Here is a 20,387-nt window from a genome sequence, read left to right on the forward strand (position 1 = left end):
ATCGTTGATTAAAATCAACTGCACATGGGTCGAAAAGAGCGATCAATAGCGCTCCCATGAACCTTCAAGGAGACGGCCATGCGCATGACATTTCTTGGCGCGGCGGGCACGGTCACCGGCAGCAAGTACTTGCTGGAGCATCGTGACCAGCATGTTCTGATCGATTGCGGATTGTTCCAGGGCTACAAGCAATTGCGCCTGCATAACTGGGAAGCGTTCCAGTTGCCCGTCCACGACCTCGATGCCATCGTCCTGACCCACGCTCATCTCGATCACAGCGGCTACCTGCCGGTGCTGGTGCGCAATGGCTATCGCGGGCCGGTCTACGCCACGCCCGCGACCTGCGAACTGGTGAAGATCCTGCTGCTCGACAGTGGCCGCTTGCAGGAAGAGGAAGCCGAGTTTGCCAATCGGCACGGGTTCTCCAAGCACACGCCGGCGTTGCCGCTCTACACCGAAGAGGATGCGCAACGGGCCTTGAGACTTTTGCGGCCGATCGAACTGCACCACCGGGTGGAAATTGTTCCCGGCATGAGCCTTTTTATGCGCTGCGCCGGGCATATTCTGGGCGCCGCCACCGTGGAGATTGTGGCCGATGGCACCACGCTGGTGTGCTCCGGTGACCTGGGACGGCCGAACGATCCCTTGATGTACGCCCCGGAACTCATCGAACAGACCGACTATTTGCTGGTGGAATCGACCTACGGCGATCGCAAGCACCCGGACGAGGACCCTGAAGCACAGTTGGCGGACGTCATCACCCGCACCGCGTTGCGCCATGGCATCACCCTGGTGCCATCGTTTGCCGTCGGGCGCGCGCAGTTGTTGATGTATCACCTGTACCGGTTGATGCAGAAACGCGCCATCCCGGACTTGCCGATCTACCTGAACAGCCCCATGGCGACCGATGTCACGCTGCTGTACCAACGGTTTCGCAGCGAGCACCGGCTGTCACTGGAGGAGTGCGAAGGCATGTGCCATGTGGCGCAGTTCGTACGCACCACCAAGGACTCCATCGAACTGGACCAGCGCAACACCCCGGCAGTGATTATCGCCGCCAGTGGCATGGCCACCGGGGGACGGGTGATTCACCACCTCAAGACCCTGGCCCCCAACCCGGTCAACACCTTGCTGGTCCCGGGCTTCCAGGCCGGTGGTACCCGAGGCGCGCAGATTGTCGCGGGGGCGCCTTCGGTGCGGATCCATGGCAGGGATGTACCGATCCGGGCCGAGGTGGTGCCGATGCAAACCTTGTCCGCCCATGCGGACGCCGACGAAATCATGCAATGGCTGCGCGGGTTCAAGCGACCTCCCAAACACACCTATGTCGTGCACGGAGAGCCTAACGCTTCGGATGTGCTGCGCCGACGCATCAGCCTGGAACTGGGTTGGTCGGTCTCGGTGCCGGAATATCGCGACAGCGTCGACCTGACCCACATCGACCCGCCTTGACGTCCGGCACAGGGCAGGAGCACGCATGAGCATCGCCGCAGTCGCCACGGACCATCATCCGGCAATCGTTTCCAGCGGGCTGAGCAAGTGGTTTGGTGAAGGGAATGCGCGGATGAAGGCGGTGGATGAGGTGGCGCTGGTCGCGCAGTTTGGCGAAATGGTGTTCATTGTCGGGCCGTCGGGCAGTGGCAAGACCACGCTGCTGAGCATGATTTCCGGCATATTGCGGCCCGACGCCGGGACGGTCACGATCAATGCCTGGAAGTGGTCGGAGTCAAGGATCGGGGGGGCATTCTGCCGGTCAAGCTTTCCGGTGGTGAGCAACAACGCGTCGCCATTGCCCTGGCGATCATCACGTTCTGGAATACTGGCCTGGCGTTTGGGAGGGTGCTCGAGCCGTTCGACATTTTCAGGGGGTGAGGTGAGGGCACGACCCCGGCAAGTTGTGTAGAACCAAAAAAACCTTGCCGGTTTCCCGGCAAGGTGGGGGCTGTCGCCCGGGATTCACTCGCCTTTGACTGGCACGACTTTATCCGCTTTCATCGCTTCGGGCTTTTTCGGCAACGAGATGCTCAGCACGCCTTTGCTGAAACTCGCTTCGATCTTGTCGGCATCGACCCCTTTGGGCAGGTTGAACATCCGCTCGAAGGAGCCATAGTGACGCTCGCTAAGGTGGTAACCCTTCCTTTTTTCTTCCTTGTCTTCTTTCTTTTCGCCTTTGATGATCAGATTGCCGTTCGACAGTTTGATCTCAATGTTCTTCTGATCCATGCCGGGCAATTCGGCGGTGATTTCGAAGCTTTTGTCTTTTTCGCTGATGTCCACGGCCGGCATGCCGTGTCCTGTCAGCTCACGCTTCCAGAAGGGCTCGACATCGAACAGCCCGCGTCCGAATGGCGACAGGCTCGAGCTGCGATTGAAGTCGTCGAACAGGTGATCGACCTGTTGCCGCAGCTTTTCCAGCGGTCGCCAAAGGTCTGTCGTCACAGGGTGCTGGCTGGCCTTTTCGTCGGGATGCTCGGGCATTTTTTTCACGGAATTGCTCATTTTTCATGACTCCTATGGTGAAGGGCAGGCTGCGAATGTCAGTCCACTCAGATCAAACGGGTAGTCAAAAATGTTCCGTCTCGGGCCTTGCGGGTGCGTTTTCATGGGCAGCCTTCGCGAGACGGGCGTTTGCGCAGACACCGATTCAAGGGGCGAGTGCTGACTCTAATTTCTGCGTAAACGCCCAAAGCGTGTTTGATTTAGATCAGGAGGAGGGCAAACACTATTGCTGTCCGATAAACGCCATCACCGAGAGGGGCCAAGGCTTGGGGAATGAGGCCAGCCAGTGATTTTCGACGGGCACATCCCTTGAATATCAGTGGCTTGCGCAACTCATGTCGTGCTAGCCTACTGTTCTGCACGGCTTTTTCAGTGGGCAAGACATTCGCCTGGGGCGGTACGATTCCGACTTTGGCCAGCACCCTTAAACAAGTTCTGTAGATCCATGATTTACGGAGCTTTTTTATTAGCGTTAGCTTGAAAGATTTAGTCTGCAAAAGTACATTTGCGAACTTGCTTCACCAGGACGGGATGTATATATTCCCCCCTCTGCTGCACAAGGGTCAGGCTGCCAGATCATATTGGCCAGACGTCAGACCGCTTCACCGCGCTACCGCCCGAATGGCGAAACTGGTAGACGCATGGGACTTAAAATCCCCCGCTCGTAAGGGCGTGCCGGTTCGATTCCGGCTTCGGGCACCATCTTAAATCAAGGGTTTGCGGGCGAAAGCTGATGCAAACCCTTGTTTGTTTCTGGTCCGCTATTTTGATGTTGGTCCGCAATTCACTTAGTAGGAGTGACTTTCTTGCCCATGCGATTGCGGATGTACTGCTCAGTCATCACCACGGTCGTATGCCCAAGTTGATCTCTCGCCTGCATGATGTCACCGCTGGACTCGGCTTTGTCCGTACCTGCCTTGGCGCGTAAATCCCGCATCTGAAATTCAGATTTCTTCACCCCGGCCGCCTCCCTGGCCAAGTCAAACCTCCTGCGCAACATCGCCACCGTCATTGGTGTGCCGTCCTCTGTAACGATCAGCCGCGTCGAGCGGACTTTGTGTTCTGACTTTCTGGACATGATTCGATCAATCAAAACCTTCAGCTCGCCAGTCACCTCAATCCGACGCTTTGCCTTTGTTTTGCCCTGCAGCACCCAAATTTGCCCGTCGCGCACGTCCCGCTCATCCATCAACCTGGTGTCGGTCACCCGCTGGCCGGTGAGATAGGCAAGGTCCATGGCATCCTGAAGGCCAACATCGGCCTTATCGTGCACGCGCTTGAACAGCGCATCCTCAACGTACGTGTCCCGTCCAGTTTCTTTGTTGCCCTTGATGCCCGCGCAGGGGTTGGCGAGCGACGTATAGCCTTTGTCCCGGGCGTAGTTCCAGATGGCGCTGAGCAGCGCTTTTTCACGATTCGCCCGGACGGGTGCCGACTTGCGCCAGGTGAGGTACTGGCGAACGTGCAACGGCTCGATCGTTTCCAGTGGCGCGGGCGGATCATCGAAGAACGCGATCAGGTTTTTCACTTCGCGTTTGTTATCGAACTGCGTGGCCTTACCCTTGGTGGGAACAATGTCGACCATATATTTTTCGGCGACATAGCGGAAAGTTATGACTTTGGCGACAAGATCGGTCGCTGTGCGGTCACGCTCCAGCTTCGCGTACTCCATGATCGCAAGCCCGTAATCGCTCCCAAGCGGAATTTCTTTGCGGTCCTTTCCGCCAGTGTCGTAATAGTAGAAGACTCGGCCGCTGGCCTTCTTGCGCTCCCGCAGCCGGGCGATGGAGCCCGGTTTACTTGGTCGTCGTCCCATGTCAGCTGGCCTTACGTGATTTCCATGCGGGTTTTTCCGCTTCAAACGTTCCGATCGCGGTCACCGCCATGGCGGTAACACTTGGCCAGCCGTTCACTTTAATCGTGTGGTGGACGCCATTCTTCTTCAGGTTGAGTATCTGGCCCGCCTTGGTCCGCGCGCCGGTGAGCTCGCAAACCTCCTCGTGTGATAGAAACTGGATGGTCATGAGCTGCTCCATGCCGCGCGTGGCGGCAGAAGGTGGTTATTGTGCTGGCCATCCCAATGGCAGGCCGTTATCGCGTACGAGGTGGGGCGGTAGATCTTCTTGCATGCACATCGGGACGCTGGTCTGGGTGCGGCATGCGTGACAGCCAGAAGGCCCACCCCAGCAGGTCGAATGGATACACGGGTGGCCGCTGCGGCACCGCGCGGTGTGCTCGTCGTATTGAGAGCATGGGATTCGTTCAGACATACGAATTCCTCGCCCGCCGTTCACCGGCAGGCTGGTAGGTGGATTGTGAAATCAGATGAAGGGTGAGATGGAGGCTGAGCAGGCGAGCTACGGTTTATTCGTTCGCCTCGCCAGTTGCGTACACGCTTTCTCCCCTGAAGGTAGCTGGCGGGGCGAACCCTTACCGGCGCGGCCCCTTGTAGCAGTACACGCAGACGAACCAGGCGAGGGCGATCATGGGGTCACCTTGATGTCGACATCGTCATGAATCCACTCGATATCAAGCAGGTCATCGTCATCGATCTGCGCCCCGCGTAAGTCATCGCTGGCTACCAATTCGGCAACCTCGTCGTCATCCATGTCCTCAATTACCTTTCGAAAGTTCACGACCGCCTTTCCGATCAGTACGACTGTTCTTTTCATTGGGCAATACCTGTCCTTGCCGCTATAGCGGCTGAAAGTTGTACGAGAGATTTAAATTCGTACAGCTATTGAGACCAGCTGTCCGATACTGTTTCGGCACTGTTGCACTTCGTTCGAATGGGGCTAGTTTTTGACTTTGTTGACCCTCACAAGGAACTTGCAGGAGGGATTCATGAGGATTCGAGGCGATGTTTTTTGGGAGTGGGCAGACCCTAAGCTCCACATCAGAACACACGATGAAACTCTCAATGACGGTACTTACATTGACGTTAAAGTCAGGCTTTCGAGTGCCGGAACGACTCAGATGTTTATCGGGATTTATGCTCCCGATGGCATGGCGCTGCATGAAGAGACTGATGACTCACACCCAGGAGAATCAATGACAAGAGTTCTGGCTTGGGGTGTCGGTCGAGCTCGTCAATTGGCTACTTCCGGAGGTGCGAGTTATCGCCGAGCGGCTTCCCCGCAATAGGGAGGGAGTCCGGGGCATACTTGGGCGGTGAAGTTTTTTTGTCTACGATTTTTATCTGTAGAGAGTATTGCGTATGGCCGAGGATCGAATTACTGCGCTTGAGACTGCACTGAGATACGTCATTGGGACGGCGAGACTTCAGGGCGTGGATGTTAATGAGTTATGTCGGATGACGATCGAGGTAATTAAGGGAGACGAATCATTGAAGTGGAGCAGGGTAGGGTTGTTGAAAGAAGCGATCAATGAAATTGAAAATGCCCAAGAGAACAGCCCTTCATTCCGAAGGAATCAGCGATATAGGTGAGGGCGATAATGGCGTCAACTCGCCAGCCAACTCCGCAGCCAGACCAACAGGCCACCAGTACCGCGCTCGCAGGTAATCCGGATAGGTCTCCTCGCGAATCACCAGTCCTTTCCGCTGAAGCGCCTTGAAGATGCTCAGCACGGAGGGCGCAGCAACCCCGAGGCGGTGCCCAACCTGATAGGTCAGGCCGCCAAGGCCGAACACACACGCCTGGTCACCCTTGGCCAGCTTCTCGCAGTCATTCCGGTGAAGGTGAGGCGTAACGCCGCGATACCGGTATGCGTTCTCCCGTCCGATCTTGCTCAGTTCGTCGAGGACGCTCTGCTGTTTTTCTGTCAGCTTCATGGCGTCACCCGCTTGAACTCGACGACCCAGACCCACGAGTTCGCGTCCCAGTTGCCACCGGTGGAAGTCCAAAGATCAGCGAAGTCCCTTCGAGCGTCCTCGATAGCCTGCTCAGGCGCATCTACCCACCATCGACTTCCCCACATTGCTTCGCCGCGGGTGCTTACGCCTTCAGCGGTTACCTGTTCTGGCGTGATGTCTTGCAACCGCTCGACGCGTACGTCGGTGATCTCCAGAAGGATGCGGCTGGCCCAGCGTTGCATGTGAATGCTTGGACGCCAACGGATAAGTTCTTCCTCACCCTCGAAGTCTGGAATCCCGTCGGCTCGGTAGTGGATTTCGCAATCCGCTCGCTCGTCCACCGGCACGCCCGCTTCGCGATAATCATTGATGAAGCAGGTTTCGCGAACGTACAGCCGCTCGCCAGGCCGGCCATATGGGCACGTCGGGTTGGCCTTCGACACATCTGGGTTGCGGATGAAGGGCTGGCTGAGGCCGTAGCTGCCGATGTCGGCTTTCGAGCGCGGTTGAATCTTCACCGGCCGCCGCGTGACCGTCTTCCGGCCTTCCAGAATGGCGCGCACCATCGGGTGCCGAGAACAGGATGGGGCGTTCTTTCGGTTGTGGTGAGATGGTCATCAGCACTCGCTCCAGTTCATGGCTTGGATGTATTCGCACGGGACCACCAGGCTGTCGGGTGGCACGGTGCTTTCGGTCTTGGTGTCGCCGAAATACCTGATGGCGGCCTGGGCCCGCTCAAGCGAAAGCTGGGCATGGCGGATCTGCCAGGACTTGCGTTGTTTGTACGAGCGCAGCGCCAGGGCTCTATCGATGTAAGCGAATCGCCGGCCATGATCGCCACCATCCTTCAGGACGCGCTTGCGGTACTTCTTGACCTGGGATTCACGTAGCGACCCACCGAAGAGGTTGTCGTGGAATTCTTCCAAGATGTACCAGCACTGCTGGGTTTCACCGACAACCACGTACTTCTTGCAAGTGACTTCAAGGCCTCTTGGGTCGAGTTCGTCGACGTAGCGGTAATGGTCCGGGCCGAGTTTTTTCTTTTCCATGGGCGAGCTCGTCCTTGCCGCTATAGCGGCTGACTTTGAAGGGGGAGGGAGTTACTGCAAGGTGTTGCTCAGGCGTTACTTACTCGCCGGCCTGCTAAGCATATTTTTTTGAATTTCCTTTCTGGAATGCGCGTGCATATTCGCCAAAGGTATAGCCAACCAGATGTTCGGTTCCCGAGCAGCGAGATACGGTAGAGTTGGAGAAAGGTCGACCGCTAGACTGATGCGTAGCGAAAGTGAGTCGCGAGACTCGAAACTGCCAACGCATGACAATCGAGTAGCGCGATGAAAAAAAAGTCATCACCAGAGCATCACCTTCAACTCCGGGTACGCGAACTTGCGCAGTTGTTCAACTCGATGGATCCGACACCTTTTCTTAACAAGGATCTCGATCGCGAAGCGGAAGCGTTCATCGAGACCTGGGCAGCGGAATTCAAATCGGGCAGCCGGCTCAGGATTACAATCCACCTCGAGCACCTGCCTGCAGAAGGTGAGCCAAGCGCGATCATGGCCGAGGCAATCCACAATTACTTTGATCATAAGGCAGGCCTCGTACGCGGCGAGTTGAAATATCTCCTTCGTGACGGCCGTATTAGCCTATTGATTGGCATCTCGTTTTTGAGCGTGTGCCTAATCTTGGCCGATGTTTCTCGTCAACTTGGAGCTGACCCTGTCATCAACATAGCGCGCGAGAGCCTGGTGATAGGTGGCTGGGTTGCAATGTGGCGACCGATGCAGATTTTTCTATACGACTGGTGGCCGCTTTTACGATCGATTCGCGTCTACAAGTCCATAAGCCGTGCACATGTTCGAGTGGTGCAAGGCAAATAATGTCTATGCAAACTGTAATTCGATTTTGTGCAGACCGGTCATTGGGCCGCTGGGGTAGATGCGCCTCATGCCGCCATCTGTTGTTCCTGGCGCAGCGCGGCCTGTACCGCTTCAACGACTCGGCGCAGGTACGTGAACTCGTGGTTCTCTTCGACAGCCTTGCCATCGATCGGGTAATGCCACTCCTCGCCGAACAGCTCTGTCAGTAGCTTGCTTTGATGCCAGCATTCGTTTGAACTCTCGATACTGCGCAGAACATCGATGTCCTGCCAAAGCTCGCGTGCTTCACCTTTACTCAGTTCGCCGAGCTCCCAGTCGTGGCGCCCGGTCTGTTGCCGCCGGCGCTGGACGATGCACTTCTTTGCCAGGGCGTACAGCGCGTCGCCGCTGAAGACAGTGGAACTGATGCCACGATCCAAGCAATTCAGGACGTAGTCCCAACCGCAGTCGGCGACGAACTCGGCGACGGTGCGCGGCCCCATGCCGCCCCAGTAAGCGTTCCAGCTCTCGTCCCAGCAGTTGATGGTGATCTTGCCCTGGGCTGTCTGGTAGTTCGGGTTCGATTCAGTCGGGCAGTCGCGCCGGCCAAAGTCTTCTAGGAACACGGTAATCGGGTCGAGCCGCGGCGCGCCGGTGATCACCAGCTTCGTGACTGTCGAGCGCTCAATCTTCAGCGGCTCGGCCGGTTTGTTTTCTGTGGGCATGGGGCGTCCTATGCCGGGGCATGCCCGGGCGGTGGAGGGTGGGTTTATGCGGCTGCTTTGAGCGCTTCGATGATTCGCTGCCCGGCCAGCGGTGGTACTGCATTGCCCGCCATGTGCATGGTCAGTCGGTGATTGTCCGGACGTAGGGTGTCGGCGGGGAACGACATGGCCGCGAGCGCCTCGTTTGCCGAGAGCATTCGCATTTCGCCGCCGCGGACCAATGCCCAGCGGTCGAGCGTGGTGATGGTCCCGATCGGGCGGTTGATGTCGCGCCCGGTCAGCCCAGAGCCTTTGCCGTAGTACGGCATGATGAACTGTTCGCCGAAGCGCTCCCGGCCGTTGCGCACTCGGTCAAGGGTAGCCTGGGCCCGGCCCGGTTTCTCAATCGGAGACCACCGCCCCGCTTCAAATTGGAGGAAACTGGCAGCAGGTACATGCTGGCGCCGGTGCAGCTCGAGCATCAGTGGCGACTTGCTGCGTGTGCAGACCAGGAACAGGCGGACGCGGTGCTGGGGCACGCCGAGATCGGCGCAATCAACGACGTGGGGCGCAATCATGTAGCCCAGTGCGGCCATAGCCTGCGACCATGCGGGAAACAATGCCCAGTCTGTGAACTCTTCGACGTTCTCAACCAGCACCACTTCAGGCCGGTGGAACTCGGCAGCCGATACCACCGCCCAGGCGGTCGAGCGGGAGGAGTCGTGCTGGGCGTTTCCGGATTTCTTGCCGCGGGCTTTCGAATGGCCTTGGCAGCACGGCGAAGCCAGCATGATGTCGTGTGCTGGGACCTTCGACCAATCCGCCTGGTGCAGGTCCTGGCAGATATGGATTGCTTCCGGGTGGTTGGCGCTGTGCCACTCAACCGCGACCGGCCAATGGTTGGCGGCCCAAAGAACGTCGATACCGGCATCGCGTGCACCGGTAGACCATCCGCCGAGGCCGGCGAACAAATCGATTGCTGTGGGCATAGGGGATCCTCGCCGGCTGGCGTGATTTGAGTTTGTGGGCTATTGGTTGATGGTTCGGAATGGTTCCGGACCAAGGAGATTGAGATGGCTATTGATGTCGTAGTCGGCGTAAGGCTCGACAGGTCAGGCGTGCCCGAGCTGTTCAAAATTGCTCATTTCACCGGCAGTGAAATCAGTGCTACTGGTCCAAGCCGGATCGAAACTAGGTCGTGGTTAGTCGCTGCCGTTCAAGGTGGCGCCAAAATCGATACCCTGATTAATACGGATGGGCATGCCGCGCTTACCGGTTATGTAACGGTCAGCGTTGACTCAACTGGCGACGATGTTCTCGGAATCGATGATCGAAACAATCTTGGTAGGAAGATCAAAGATCTCCCGCGGTTTTAGCAAAAATGGCCTTCGCTCAGCGCAATAGGCGAGGGGTCAGGCACGTTCGCCGAGGTCCAGGCCGATTTGACTGACGCGATCGACACAGGCTGGGTTCAGCCAGATGTATTCCGTTCGGCTGGCAGTGCCGCGGCCGGCGCTGATCCGCGCCGACGTGCTGTAGCAGGCCCAGCCCGGCAGCATTTCCGCGTACAGGTCGCTCGGGTATCCCGACAGAACGGCCATACCTTCTAGCTCGAGCAAAACCCCGAGCAGTTCACGATGCGCCGTGTCGTCCATTTCGTGCTTGTAGTACCGGCCGCTCGATGCGCCTTTGTACCTGGTGTCGTGCACATATGGCGGGTCGACATAGTGCAAGGTGTGCGGCCCGTCGTGTGCTTTGATGACCTCAATCGCCGGCCTGTTTTCGATGAGTACACCTGTCAGGCGCTGGCCAACCTCGGCAAGCTGTTCAGGATATGTCGCCCAGAGTGCTTGCGCAGTTCTATACTGTCGCTTCGTGTCGATGCGGAAACCGGTGACGCCCTTCGTTGCGCCAGCAGACCCGAAACCCATCTGGGCGCGAATGATCGTCCGCCGGGCTCGTTCGATCGGTTCGGCACTTGGCTCCCAGGAAAGCTCGAACTCCTCCCGGGAGTAGGGCGTGAAAACCAATCGTTCGGTGAGTCCCGACCGCGAGACCGGATCCTGAAGGACGCGGAACAGGTTCACGATGTCGCCGTCCAGGTCGTTGTACACCTCGGCATACGATCGAGGCTTTTGCATCAGCACGCCGGCGGCGCCGCCGAACGACTCGACGTAACACGTGTGTGGTGGGAAATGTTGCAGTACCCACGGCGCAAGCCGGAACTTGGCACCGTGGTAGCGGATGACCGGTGCGGTGATGGTCATAGGTGATTTCCATGCAGACGCTTGCCTCGCTGGCTGGCGTGATTCGTTGAAGTGGGGTATTTGTGTTCGGCCCGGCATGGAGCCGGATCAAGGAGCCTGAAATGGATGGGAAACCTTCCAACAAATTGATCGCAGAGCAAAGCGGTCTGACCGAAGTAGAGGTCGGGACGTACTTAACAGCTCTCGAAATGCAGGCCGATGGAAGCTGGATGGTTTACTTCGGTGTTGAAGTTGCTCAGTTGCCAGATGCCGACAAGAAAATTGATGCATCCCGAACACTGTTGATTCCAAGCTGGCTCGCCAAGCACTGGGTAGACCGAGATATTGGCTAGGGCGCCGCCCTCCGTGACCGGTGGTGGCAATTTGGTTTGGGTTGGGGTATTACGGGTGACCGGCACGGGGCCGGGATATCACAGGGACAGTTTTATGAAGATCCGGACGCAGCATATGACGCTGGGCGCCGCATTAATGCAGATCGCCGAGCATGAGCGCTTCACAGCAATCAACCCGCTCTATGTCAGAGGAAACAAGGTTACAAACGCATTTCTGATCAATGACAACACCTGTATCTTCTTGAAGTACGGTAGTGAGCCAAAACCTACCGGCGAGTATCAATTTACCTTCACAGCCGAACAAATAGGCTCGCTTGAGGACGCTGAAGAGCACTATCGGAATGTGTTCGTTTGCCTTGTCTGCGTGGAGGAGCAAGATATCTGCGGACTGACAGCTGGAGAGCTTCACAGGATGATTACTGCAAGGCAGGACACTGTTGAAGGGGATGAGGAGTCATACCAGGTGCTGATCACGGCCCCAGAAGGAGGCCGTCTAAGGGTGTATACCAATACAGCTGGACGCCGAGGAGTTCCTGCCCTTGAGCCATTGCTAATTGCAAGAAGCAGGTTTCCTGGGTTCCTGTTTGAATAATCAATCATCCAGGCCTACCCGCAGCTCTTCACGCCGATAGGCCAGCTCCAGTTTCCGCGACACGTTTTCGCTAACTGTGATTTCGTGTCGCGGAACCCGAAGGAATTCAGCTGATCCCGAAGGCCCTGCGCCGTGAGCGCACATGATCAGCAGCTCGATCACATGCTTATGACTGGCGCCGAACATCTGGCCAGCCAGATCATCAAGCCGGTCTTGGATGCCTTGTCTTGCGTGATGCCGAATCATCTCGGTCGGCAGTAGCGGGATATCCGAGTCTCGATACAGCAGCGCTTTTTCAGGCTTGGCATTTAGGATCAGCAGCTGCAAAGCCTCGCCCATCTCGCTAATCTCGTTCCAGCGCATGAGGTCTTCCAGCATCTGCTTGATGCCGCAGCGAACTGAGTGCCGTAACTCCACCTCGTTCATTGACAGACGCTTTTGTGCAGCTTTGGCCGATCGCTGCTGACCTGTCATCGCCATGACCTACCTCTTCTATCCCACTGGCCGGCAATACCAGCCAGGTTTGTCGTTTGCGTTGTTGAACTCGAGCTATGCGACGCATGAGGTTCTGCCTTGGCGCGCTTTCGGGTAGTCGATGCCGTGGGCGGCAATGATTCGCTCGAAGGCTTTGTTGCCAATGGCCAGCTTTCCGCAGCACTGGCGCCGGGAGATTCCACGCTCCAGGAAGGCCCTGATCCGCTCGGCATACTTTGCGTCTCTGGCATCTGCTTGCTCCTTACGCAGCGCGTCATTCGCGCCGCCCCGGGTTGGGCGCTGGAATGTGATGTCATGCTCTTTGGCGATGTTGTAGATAGCCTTCCTGCTGATGCCGACGGCTGCCGCAACTTCCACTTGGGTGTGCGTGCTGCTCAACTCACGAACTTGATCGACCAGCCTTGCGCGCGCTTGCTGGATTGGGTCGAGTGCGATTGGTGTCGGGGGATGCGCTTCAACCCGACGCCGAACAAATGGCTTCGGTGCCGGTGGCATCTGGTTGCTGTAGCTGATCGGCTTTGGCTTGTAGTTGTAGGGCTCGGCTTCTTCGATCTTGCCGCCAGCGGCCAGGTACTGTTCGATCTGGGCTGCCAGTTCGTTTGACTTGGGTCGAAGCTGCTCGACCAGACTGAGGTGGTTGCTGATCATGATTAAGCTCCCAATCGATGGGCTTGCGCACGAGCTCGGTCTGCGACCTCATCAACCATGCGATTTAGTTCCAAGTTGAACTGGACGAGTTCCTTATGCAGGTTGGCGATGTAGTCTTCGTCGCGGTAAATCGTCTCGATGTAGAGCTGACACTCTTCGTCCTGGCGAGAATCGAACGATAGGAAGTCCCACCATTTCCGGCCGGTGACGAACATGCAGCCCTGGACCTGAGGCATATGCTCCTCGGGCATGCCTTCGAGCCATGTCCTGACGTGTATCGCCTCGTTGAAGGGGCACTTCGATTCGGTGCCCCCGTCATCGTTGATCAGGCCGTCTGGCGAGCAGCCGAGCCAGTCGTACTTCGGGTGCACGATGAACTCTGACGGCACGACGATGTTACCGGTCAGCATCTCGTAGGCGTCCTGAGCCTTCTGTTCTTCGGTGTGACCCCACTTCATGGAAGCGCTGCTGACGTTGTGCTTCGACTTCTTTGCCAGCCGCTCGAAACACAGTTCACGCATGTACGACGTACGCGCGCCCATGGGCTCGCGCTTTCCGTTTTTGTCAGGCTTCCCCCAGGCCATCACGTCTTTAAACCGGCTGGCTGTCACTCGGCCTGATCGGTCGGCATGCCACTTCTCTGTACCCTGAAGTTCCGCCCTCACTACGCCGCCTCCTCGGCCTGCGACAGGTCGTCGTGGTTGCCAGTTATTTCGGTGAAGTCGCCATCAACAGTTGCCGCCATGGCCTTGAGCGCTTCATGGCACTCCAGGCCGATTGCTGCGCGCTGCTTCGGCTTGAGACCTGCCCAAGCTGCGGCATAGGCTTCGATGTCCTGCTGTTTCGCGACGGCCAAAAGATCGGCGAATACTCCGTCGATTTCCGGTGACGGGGATTTGGGGCCGAACGACACGCTGGAGGCGGCCGCAGTGTTCTCAGCCTGCTTCACAGGGGTGATGTCAATTTCTCCACCGTATGAGTCTTCGAACTCATCGGGGGTGTAAACGCCGAGGATGACGTCAGGGCAGAACAGTCGCGCCCATTTTTTAGTCACTAGGTAGGCGATCTGCTGCTTGGGATCTTCCGCCCAAAGCGTAGAGTTACGCGTGCGCACCTGGGTGAGCATAAGCTCAAGAATGCGCGGCTCGTCTTCGCCTTTGAAGGTCGCCCAGACCTTGATCCCAAGACCTTTCTCGTCTTCAAAGCTCCAGCCCGGAACGCGGTACTTCTTGAACTCGCCAGTGTCCTCGTCCTTCTTGGTCCTGCTGGTAACTTCGCGCATCTTGCCGATGACGTTTTCCCAGGCACCGAACCACTCGAAGTTCAAGCGACCCTTGACTGGCGCCTTCGCGGTGATCACTGCGTTGACGAGCTGCGCCTCGTAGCTCAATGCACCGCCGTTGACGATGAACGTCTTCTGCGCAACGGCAAATGGGTTCATCTGCCACTGCATCGCTTGCAGCACAACTGCCATGCAGTCAGCCTGATTGCCCTTCAAGTGCTTTGGGACGGTTGTCACGCCTTTCGACATCATCAGCGCGAGGTCGCTCATCGACTTCATGGTGCCTGGGTCGAGAATGAGCGCGGCCGCGTTGTGGGATGGATCGTGGTAAGTGGCGATGCCAGTTGGTGCTTGGGTGTCTGAATCGTTCATTGCGCTCTCCGTGGCCGCCAAGGGGTGTGTCGACCGTTAGATGGAAAGAGGGGTTAGAAGCGGATGGCGCGAAGCCAGGCGCGAGCAGTCTCGAGGTCTACGTCGAAGCCCAGGGCTACAACCTCGACAATGTCGTCAACCGATGGTGCAGCCGTAGTGACGTCATCGGATTCGGCAGCGGCTGCATGTGCGCTGACAGGCGTAACATCGGCCTTCGCTGCGACCACTGGGGCAGCCACTGGAGTGACTGGAACTGGTGCGGCAGCCTGGGCACGCAGACGGGCCAGCTCTTCCTGGTCACGCTGATACTGTGCATCGCGTTCGCGCTGCTGGCGCTGTTGCTCTTCCTGCTGCTCACGCTGTTTACGCTGCTGTGCTTCCATGTCGCGGCGCTGCTGGTCTAGATCGTCCTGCTGCTTCTTCAAGCGCAGGCGATCTTCCTCGGCACGTTGTTTGCGAAACTCCTCAGCCTCAGCGTCGGCAATGCGTTGCTTCTCGCGTAGTTCGTCCAGTTCTTTCTGCTGGGCCAGCAGCTTTGCAGCTGCCTCTTCTCGCTCAACGGCAGCTCTGTGCAGCGTTTCCAGCTGCTCAATAGCGTTGTCGCGGGCGATGGTGCCTTCAGCTTCGAACTCGGCGTACTCTTCCGGAAGAATCACCGATACCTTGACGCTTTCGAGGACTGTTGCGATATCGGCAGCGCTACGGCTCGCATATGCAGCAGCTACAGAATTGAAGCGAGTAATCTTTGCCCGAATGCTTTCGACTCGCTCAGCCTCGACACGCTCGCGCTCGGCCTTGGCGTCAGCTACGCGCTTTTCTTCGGCCTTGATTGCTTCGTCGATGGGCTCTTCAAGCACGAGGACGCGAGCCTTCAGCGTTTCGCCAAACTCTTTGACCTGGTTGACGCGAGCCTGGGCCTCTTTGACTTTCTGCTGATACGGAACGAGTGCGGTCTTGGTGGTGTTTGCCAAGGCGTAGCGCACGTCGCGGATATCAACTCGAACTTCCTTCGCGCTCGCCAAGCCCTCACTGGTGGAGCAGTCAACGACGAGCTTCCCGTAACTGGTTTCCAAACGGACGATCTGTTCCTCATGCGGCCGATACTCGGCGATGTCGGTGACGGCAACTGCAGGAGCAACAGGGTTCTTTGTGTCGATTTCGCTCGTTTCGAGCGACTCTTGTGCCAGTGCTTGTTTGGTATTTGCGGACATAACAGTTCCTTGCCGCGCGGTGCGCAGCCTTGAAAGGTGTGAGGGTTATTGAGTTGCAAGGCCGCCGATTGCCGGTGCCAGCAGGACGATGGAGATGAACAGGAAGCCGACAAACGCTGAGGTCCAGCGGATGGCGCGGCGCCGGTAGCGCTGGCGGCTGGTCACGACAACCGCGCGATAAGCATTCCGCGGCGCGTCTGGATACTGATGCGAGTTGGCAGGTCGGCGACCAGAAAAAAGCCCTGTCGGTGCAGGGCTTCGGTCATTGCTTTGGCATTTCGGGCGATGATGGTCATGCTGCAGCTCCCTGCGTTAGCGATGCGTTGTAGTTGACATAGATCTCGTCGATTCGCGCCCGGTACTGCCGGTGCTCAGCATCGTCAATGGCGCGCAGCATGTAGGCCAGGGTGATTGAGGACGTAGCTGCTGCACTGGCATTGGGCTTGCCAAGGTCGCAGATCAGGTTGTCGATCTCGGCCACGATCCAGCCGACGGCTATGTCGTGTCTTCTCTCTTGCTCGTTCATGGCTTGGCCCCATTCAGGCCGAAGAAGTCGCCGATCTGCTCGACGGCGACTTTGATCCGCTTGGCGCTAGCCTTACGCTCGGCAAGTTGCATTCGCCTTCTTTGATCAAGGCGCAACTCGGCGGCCTCATAATCATGGTACAGCTCAGACGAAGTCGGCTTAGGTCGCCCGTATTGGTCGAAACGCCGGTCCCACTCTCGGGCCTGCGCACTGTCTGCATAGCTGGTTGCCATGGTCGCCTCCAGAGTGGCGGGTGGTTATTCGGTTGGCGGGGCGGGGAGCGGCTGCCAGTGAGTCGGCGTGATGTCGCAGCGGTCGCCGTCGATGTAGCGCCAAGGGCGATGCTCGTTGCCGCAGGTCATGGCGAAGAACGGACCGTCGTTGGTCTTCTTGCCCAGGCGATAAACCAGAACCCTCTGGCGAATCGGCGGCAGTCTGTCGCTGCACTTAATCCAATCGCTCATGGCGACCTCCAGTGTTTGGGGTTAGGCGGTGACTGGCACGGCCTCACGAAAACGCGATGGGCTCCAGTCGCAAGACTCATCAGCGGGGATATGGCCAAACATCAGCGTGCAACGGCGGCAATGCACGCAGTCGCTGCAGGTCTTGCCCTCGGGCAGATTCATCTGGTCAGCGTTGTCTGCCGACCGTGGAAGTGGCGCTCGTTGCTCGTTCATGACTCGCTCCTGGTTGATCCAACAAAACTCGGCTGCACTCATCCATTCCGCTGGTTGCCGTTGGGCGCGGAGGGGAGTGCATGCGGGTGGCGTCGGAAGGGATGGGATGCAGGCGGGGAGCGCTTCCTCCCGTGCGTCGAGTCTGGCCAGCTATGCCCTCGGACTCGCCTGCGGTTCCGGTTACTTGTCCGGCGCTGATGTCACCAGCAGATCCTGTGGGATATACCCGCTGCGGGGCGCTGACAAAGCGCGCTCTCCGGAACCGATATTCTCTCGTCGGTCCAAGCGCCCAGCACTGTAGCGGCTGGGGATGCTGTTGCTCGGCAACGGCGGGTTAGCGCTTCATGGCAGTGACTCCTTTCGTTCGCTCACTGGGCAGGCAGTGGACACCTATTGAATGGGTGCAGATGGCCAGGCGCGATTCCGGCGAGAGCGGACCCTTTCGGGACGACCGCTCGGAGGGGCAACCAGCATTATCTGGCGCCGTATTAACCTGCGTTTCTCCAGGGCCGCCGAAGCGTTCAACCCAGCTTTCAACGCCGCATCTGTTTGCCGGTCACGTCTCCGGCGCCGAGTTCCACGGCCGTATTCAGTTCGCCAGCGCTCGATAACAACCGATTCTGGGATGACGCAGGTGGGCGGTTATAGGCCGCAGTTTCGTCCGCATCCCGCTGCGCACTCGGCGAATGCGCAGGAGGATGGTTCAGTTGTCATCTGAAAGTTGACTACTCACTTCCCTGACTTCATCAGCTCCAGGGTGGTGATGGCTGAGTTGTAACCGCGAGCCCATTCCGCCGGCTTGTCGCGCATCTCGTCTTTCAACTTGATGATCTCCTCATCGATAACCAGATTTCTTTCAGCCTGGTACTTCTTTTTCCAGTTGATCGGCGCCTTCTTCGGTGTGGCATGACGCTTTTTGAAGCCCGTCATGAAATCTGCTGCTGTAGCCATTTCTTTGCCCTCGAACCGTCAAGCGTTCCTTGTCAGTTGATTTCCCGTCTGGCCCTGTCGCCAAGGCCAGCCAGTGAAATCAGGTCATCATGTTGTTGTCGCGGCAGAACTGAATTTCTGCCTCATATCCGGCGCGTTGTAGAACTTGGTTCCCGTGCGGATCAATCACTGTTCTGTGGTACCCCTGTCCGCTCCGGCGAGGCTGGCGCTCAACGGTGTAGCCATGCCTTGAAAAGCAGCCGTTTGGGCTGTTTGGATCTGGCATTGCGTGCCCTCCGAGTCGGTTGATTTCAGGTAGCGGCGAGCCTGTCAGCCCGATCCAGCAGGGCAATGCAAACACGCTCGTCGAATCGGTCAGTCGTGCGGTATTGGTCGACCGCTTGACGGATCACGCCAGCCTTTGCGTGAGCCCAGGACTGATGGGCCTCATCGGCGGTTTCGTAAACACCAAGCCCGACCCGCTTGCTGTCGGAAAGTCGAATCCGAGCAGCGAAGGGCAGTCCGCGAGCGTTGCGCGTCACTCCAATTGGCAGGTCGCCACGTACAGCAGCGCAATCGTTCATCAGCGTGTTGATGTAGACGGGGACAAAAACGGATGTTTCCGGGCAGTACAATTTCTCCCAGGGACGAAGAATGTCTTTGTCCAAGTGGTTCCCCTGCCATGGCTGTTGCTGCATCCAGGCCTTGAAGCTCATGAACGAACGCCAGTCATCAGATATCCGGCACCCGATATAGCCAGGGCGGCGCGCAGCTTCCTTGCCGTAGCATCGGCCAATAATTCCTTTCCACCTGCTGTAGTAAGGGCTCATTGGCTTGCTTGCTGAAGCACCACCCTCCGGTTCGTCGTTGATCCCGAAGCCCTTAATCAATCCTCTGTGCGACATGTGCTGTCTCCACTGAATTCAACAATGCCGCCTCATCGAAGCGGCATCAGTAAATCTGTGGGTGTTGCTCGCGCTCAGCTACTGGCCTCTTGCGCGGTATCTCTTCTGGCTTTTCGGTACAGGGTTACTCGCCACCCTGGAAGGCATTCGTTTCACTGGTTCGCACTGTGCCGGTGAAGCGCCTCATCTTGGCTTCGGCAGGGAGTCCTAACAGCGCAGATCGGTGGCTGCTGAATCCAGATGCATCAGCAGGTCGATCTGGCCCGGTAACCAGACCCGGGCGTGGTTCAGTTCCAGAGCTGACATGGGGATCGAAATTTATGGTTCGCGCTGTGCCCGTTTCCGGGGATCGATCCGCGAAGGTTTGGATTGTTAAAGAGCGGCGCGGCTTTCGCTGCTGGGCCGGTGTTGCGTTGGCTTGAGGCAAATATAGGTATTCCCATATTAATCGTCAATGGGTATTCCCATATTTTTTGTAAAGTCGATAAAAAGCCCGCTCATTGGCGGGCTCACTTCAGGCTTCGCAATATTCTCGCCACCCGATCCGGACGGCGTCACCGTCCAGGCGCTCAATACGTACGCCATTCGTTTCCTCGATCTCTTGAATTACCTGGCGCCAAGCCTCGGGGCTTTCATCATCGTTGCGTGCGACGGTGATGACCTGGACCTTTTGAACGCCCGGCGAGGTTATAAGGCGCTGGATGCGTCGGCCCACCGACTCATACGAGTCTCGGGCAAGTGATAGGGGTGAGACGACTTCTTGCATGGAAAGCTCCTTGCTTTAACTGGTTATATATACAGTATTAATTCTGAAATATTTTGACAAGAGGGAGGCGGTGCAGCCCCAGGTGATGTGTAAACAAATCGCGCACGTATTTTTTATGGGCGTAAAAAAGCCCGCTCAGCGGCGGGCTCATCTGTTCGGGTTGATTCAGTCTTCCGGATCAATCTCTTCCTCCGGCTTTCGCCTGGCTATCAGATCAGCCATCAGCTCAGCAATGGCGTCAGTGTTGCCTTCCAGTACCTGTAAATGCGCGTTGATTCGGTCGGACGCTTCCGAGGATCCGCGTTGATTGATCCAGATACCGATCTCTTCGATAGCAGACCCAAGGGCCATGACGTTCTGGTTCATGCGGTAGAGCAGGGCAGGGGTTGGATCGTCAGGCAGAGACATGGTTTTCCTCCATAGAGAGTGAAAGCATAGTCCAGGAGTATGACTGGTGTGCGAGTGGATCGTAGGCAAAGAAAAGCCCGCATGCGGGCGGGCTTAAAGT

General features: G+C 57.6%; 30 protein-coding genes, 1 tRNA gene and 1 pseudogene. 8 read left to right on the plus strand and 24 right to left on the minus strand.

The features are described from left to right. Positions 1-78 precede the first annotated feature (78 nt). On the plus strand, positions 79-1,452 hold the full coding sequence (locus tag ACX3YF_RS22845; RefSeq protein WP_196584719.1) for an MBL fold metallo-hydrolase RNA specificity domain-containing protein: 1,374 nt from the start codon (positions 79-81) through the stop codon (positions 1,450-1,452). Between the two features lie 25 nt (positions 1,453-1,477). After that, positions 1,478-1,903 carry an ATP-binding cassette domain-containing protein gene (locus ACX3YF_RS22850; protein ID WP_458974309.1) on the plus strand — a complete coding sequence of 142 codons (426 nt, stop codon included), beginning with the start codon at positions 1,478-1,480 and terminating at the stop codon, positions 1,901-1,903. A 53-nt stretch (positions 1,904-1,956) separates the two neighbouring features. On the opposite strand, the gene ACX3YF_RS22855 is transcribed toward ACX3YF_RS22850, so the two are convergent. Then, positions 1,957-2,499: an Hsp20/alpha crystallin family protein gene (locus ACX3YF_RS22855; RefSeq protein WP_458974310.1), complete on the minus strand. Its 543-nt coding sequence runs from the start codon at positions 2,497-2,499 to the stop codon at positions 1,957-1,959. Positions 2,500-3,114: 615 nt separating this feature from the next. Here ACX3YF_RS22855 and ACX3YF_RS22860 point away from each other — a divergent pair. Next, positions 3,115-3,201: transfer RNA gene (locus ACX3YF_RS22860), tRNA-Leu, on the plus strand. An 82-nt stretch (positions 3,202-3,283) separates the two neighbouring features. On the opposite strand, the gene ACX3YF_RS22865 is transcribed toward ACX3YF_RS22860, so the two are convergent. From ACX3YF_RS22865 to ACX3YF_RS22875, 3 genes are all read right to left on the minus strand, one after another. Continuing rightward, positions 3,284-4,315: a tyrosine-type recombinase/integrase gene (locus tag ACX3YF_RS22865; protein WP_458974311.1), complete on the minus strand. Its 1,032-nt coding sequence runs from the start codon at positions 4,313-4,315 to the stop codon at positions 3,284-3,286. Between the two features lies 1 nt (position 4,316). Continuing rightward, the gene (locus tag ACX3YF_RS22870) at positions 4,317-4,523 is read right to left on the minus strand and encodes a DUF4224 domain-containing protein (RefSeq protein WP_458974312.1); all 207 of its coding nucleotides are present in this window, start codon (positions 4,521-4,523) and stop codon (positions 4,317-4,319) included. A gap of 459 nt (positions 4,524-4,982) precedes the next feature. Further along, positions 4,983-5,108, minus strand: coding sequence for a hypothetical protein (locus ACX3YF_RS22875; RefSeq protein ID WP_454838265.1), 126 nt, complete (start codon positions 5,106-5,108; stop codon positions 4,983-4,985). A 235-nt stretch (positions 5,109-5,343) separates the two neighbouring features. On the opposite strand from ACX3YF_RS22875, the gene ACX3YF_RS22880 reads away from it, so the two are divergent. Continuing rightward, positions 5,344-5,643, plus strand: coding sequence for a hypothetical protein (locus ACX3YF_RS22880; RefSeq protein ID WP_454838264.1), 300 nt, complete (start codon positions 5,344-5,346; stop codon positions 5,641-5,643). Between the two features lie 274 nt (positions 5,644-5,917). Here ACX3YF_RS22880 and ACX3YF_RS22885 read toward each other — a convergent pair whose 3' ends face one another. The 3 genes and pseudogenes from ACX3YF_RS22885 to ACX3YF_RS22895 all read right to left on the minus strand — a co-directional run bounded on the left by ACX3YF_RS22885 (position 5,918) and on the right by ACX3YF_RS22895 (position 7,362). Then, positions 5,918-6,292: a hypothetical protein gene (locus tag ACX3YF_RS22885; protein ID WP_458974313.1), complete on the minus strand. Its 375-nt coding sequence runs from the start codon at positions 6,290-6,292 to the stop codon at positions 5,918-5,920. After that, positions 6,289-6,931, minus strand: a pseudogene (locus tag ACX3YF_RS22890) (morphogenetic protein). The gene ACX3YF_RS22885 and the pseudogene ACX3YF_RS22890 overlap by 4 nt, the downstream one beginning before the upstream one ends. Beyond that, complete coding sequence (locus ACX3YF_RS22895) at positions 6,931-7,362, minus strand: hypothetical protein (RefSeq protein WP_458974314.1); 432 nt, start codon at positions 7,360-7,362, stop codon at positions 6,931-6,933. The pseudogene ACX3YF_RS22890 and the gene ACX3YF_RS22895 overlap by 1 nt, the downstream one beginning before the upstream one ends. 285 nt (positions 7,363-7,647) lie before the next feature. Between ACX3YF_RS22895 and ACX3YF_RS22900 the strand changes: the two genes are divergently transcribed. Then, the gene (locus ACX3YF_RS22900) at positions 7,648-8,193 is read left to right on the plus strand and encodes a hypothetical protein (protein WP_458974315.1); all 546 of its coding nucleotides are present in this window, start codon (positions 7,648-7,650) and stop codon (positions 8,191-8,193) included. Between the two features lie 65 nt (positions 8,194-8,258). Here the strand turns inward: ACX3YF_RS22900 and ACX3YF_RS22905 are convergent, their stop codons facing one another. Then, complete coding sequence (locus tag ACX3YF_RS22905) at positions 8,259-8,897, minus strand: hypothetical protein (protein ID WP_458974316.1); 639 nt, start codon at positions 8,895-8,897, stop codon at positions 8,259-8,261. 44 nt (positions 8,898-8,941) lie between these two features. After that, positions 8,942-9,865: a DNA cytosine methyltransferase gene (locus ACX3YF_RS22910; protein WP_458974317.1), complete on the minus strand. Its 924-nt coding sequence runs from the start codon at positions 9,863-9,865 to the stop codon at positions 8,942-8,944. 84 nt (positions 9,866-9,949) lie between these two features. Between ACX3YF_RS22910 and ACX3YF_RS22915 the strand changes: the two genes are divergently transcribed. Then, positions 9,950-10,252, plus strand: coding sequence for a hypothetical protein (locus ACX3YF_RS22915; protein WP_458974318.1), 303 nt, complete (start codon positions 9,950-9,952; stop codon positions 10,250-10,252). Between the two features lie 36 nt (positions 10,253-10,288). On the opposite strand, the gene ACX3YF_RS22920 is transcribed toward ACX3YF_RS22915, so the two are convergent. After that, positions 10,289-11,143 (minus strand): DNA adenine methylase, encoded by an 855-nt coding sequence (locus ACX3YF_RS22920; RefSeq protein WP_458974319.1) that lies wholly within the window; start codon positions 11,141-11,143, stop codon positions 10,289-10,291. A gap of 101 nt (positions 11,144-11,244) precedes the next feature. Between ACX3YF_RS22920 and ACX3YF_RS22925 the strand changes: the two genes are divergently transcribed. Next, complete coding sequence (locus ACX3YF_RS22925) at positions 11,245-11,475, plus strand: hypothetical protein (RefSeq protein WP_458974320.1); 231 nt, start codon at positions 11,245-11,247, stop codon at positions 11,473-11,475. Positions 11,476-11,569: 94 nt separating this feature from the next. Further along, positions 11,570-12,067, plus strand: coding sequence for a hypothetical protein (locus ACX3YF_RS22930; protein ID WP_458974321.1), 498 nt, complete (start codon positions 11,570-11,572; stop codon positions 12,065-12,067). Here the strand turns inward: ACX3YF_RS22930 and ACX3YF_RS22935 are convergent, their stop codons facing one another. From ACX3YF_RS22935 to ACX3YF_RS23000, 14 genes are all read right to left on the minus strand, one after another. After that, positions 12,068-12,547 (minus strand): hypothetical protein, encoded by a 480-nt coding sequence (locus ACX3YF_RS22935; RefSeq protein WP_458974322.1) that lies wholly within the window; start codon positions 12,545-12,547, stop codon positions 12,068-12,070. Between the two features lie 69 nt (positions 12,548-12,616). Beyond that, complete coding sequence (locus tag ACX3YF_RS22940) at positions 12,617-13,210, minus strand: hypothetical protein (RefSeq protein WP_458974323.1); 594 nt, start codon at positions 13,208-13,210, stop codon at positions 12,617-12,619. A gap of 2 nt (positions 13,211-13,212) precedes the next feature. Beyond that, a complete protein-coding gene (locus ACX3YF_RS22945) occupies positions 13,213-13,875 on the minus strand; it encodes a lambda exonuclease family protein (protein ID WP_458974324.1) in 663 nt (220 codons plus the stop codon). Next, positions 13,875-14,864 (minus strand): RecT family recombinase, encoded by a 990-nt coding sequence (locus ACX3YF_RS22950; protein ID WP_458974325.1) that lies wholly within the window; start codon positions 14,862-14,864, stop codon positions 13,875-13,877. The genes ACX3YF_RS22945 and ACX3YF_RS22950 overlap by 1 nt, the downstream gene beginning before the upstream one ends. 53 nt (positions 14,865-14,917) lie before the next feature. Next, positions 14,918-16,075: a hypothetical protein gene (locus ACX3YF_RS22955; protein WP_458974326.1), complete on the minus strand. Its 1,158-nt coding sequence runs from the start codon at positions 16,073-16,075 to the stop codon at positions 14,918-14,920. A gap of 161 nt (positions 16,076-16,236) precedes the next feature. Next, entirely contained in the window at positions 16,237-16,371 is a 135-nt protein-coding gene (locus ACX3YF_RS22960) for a hypothetical protein (RefSeq protein WP_458974327.1), read from the minus strand. Next, the gene (locus ACX3YF_RS22965) at positions 16,368-16,601 is read right to left on the minus strand and encodes a hypothetical protein (RefSeq protein ID WP_458974328.1); all 234 of its coding nucleotides are present in this window, start codon (positions 16,599-16,601) and stop codon (positions 16,368-16,370) included. The genes ACX3YF_RS22960 and ACX3YF_RS22965 overlap by 4 nt, the downstream gene beginning before the upstream one ends. Continuing rightward, positions 16,598-16,834, minus strand: coding sequence for a hypothetical protein (locus ACX3YF_RS22970; protein ID WP_458974329.1), 237 nt, complete (start codon positions 16,832-16,834; stop codon positions 16,598-16,600). The genes ACX3YF_RS22965 and ACX3YF_RS22970 overlap by 4 nt, the downstream gene beginning before the upstream one ends. Before the next feature lie 24 nt (positions 16,835-16,858). Then, complete coding sequence (locus ACX3YF_RS22975) at positions 16,859-17,065, minus strand: DUF551 domain-containing protein (protein ID WP_097135530.1); 207 nt, start codon at positions 17,063-17,065, stop codon at positions 16,859-16,861. Positions 17,066-17,086: 21 nt separating this feature from the next. Then, a complete protein-coding gene (locus tag ACX3YF_RS22980; protein WP_458974330.1) occupies positions 17,087-17,278 on the minus strand; it encodes a hypothetical protein in 192 nt (63 codons plus the stop codon). Between the two features lie 729 nt (positions 17,279-18,007). Continuing rightward, positions 18,008-18,229, minus strand: coding sequence for a hypothetical protein (locus tag ACX3YF_RS22985; protein ID WP_458974331.1), 222 nt, complete (start codon positions 18,227-18,229; stop codon positions 18,008-18,010). A gap of 290 nt (positions 18,230-18,519) precedes the next feature. Then, positions 18,520-19,113, minus strand: coding sequence for a hypothetical protein (locus ACX3YF_RS22990; protein WP_458974332.1), 594 nt, complete (start codon positions 19,111-19,113; stop codon positions 18,520-18,522). Positions 19,114-19,627: 514 nt separating this feature from the next. After that, positions 19,628-19,879, minus strand: a complete 252-nt coding sequence (locus ACX3YF_RS22995; protein ID WP_454838239.1) for a DUF1654 domain-containing protein — start codon at positions 19,877-19,879, stop codon at positions 19,628-19,630. Positions 19,880-20,044: 165 nt separating this feature from the next. Beyond that, complete coding sequence (locus ACX3YF_RS23000) at positions 20,045-20,287, minus strand: hypothetical protein (protein WP_458974333.1); 243 nt, start codon at positions 20,285-20,287, stop codon at positions 20,045-20,047. Positions 20,288-20,387: the final 100 nt, after the last annotated feature.

Source organism: Pseudomonas fluorescens group sp. PF-69, from assembly GCF_054481235.1.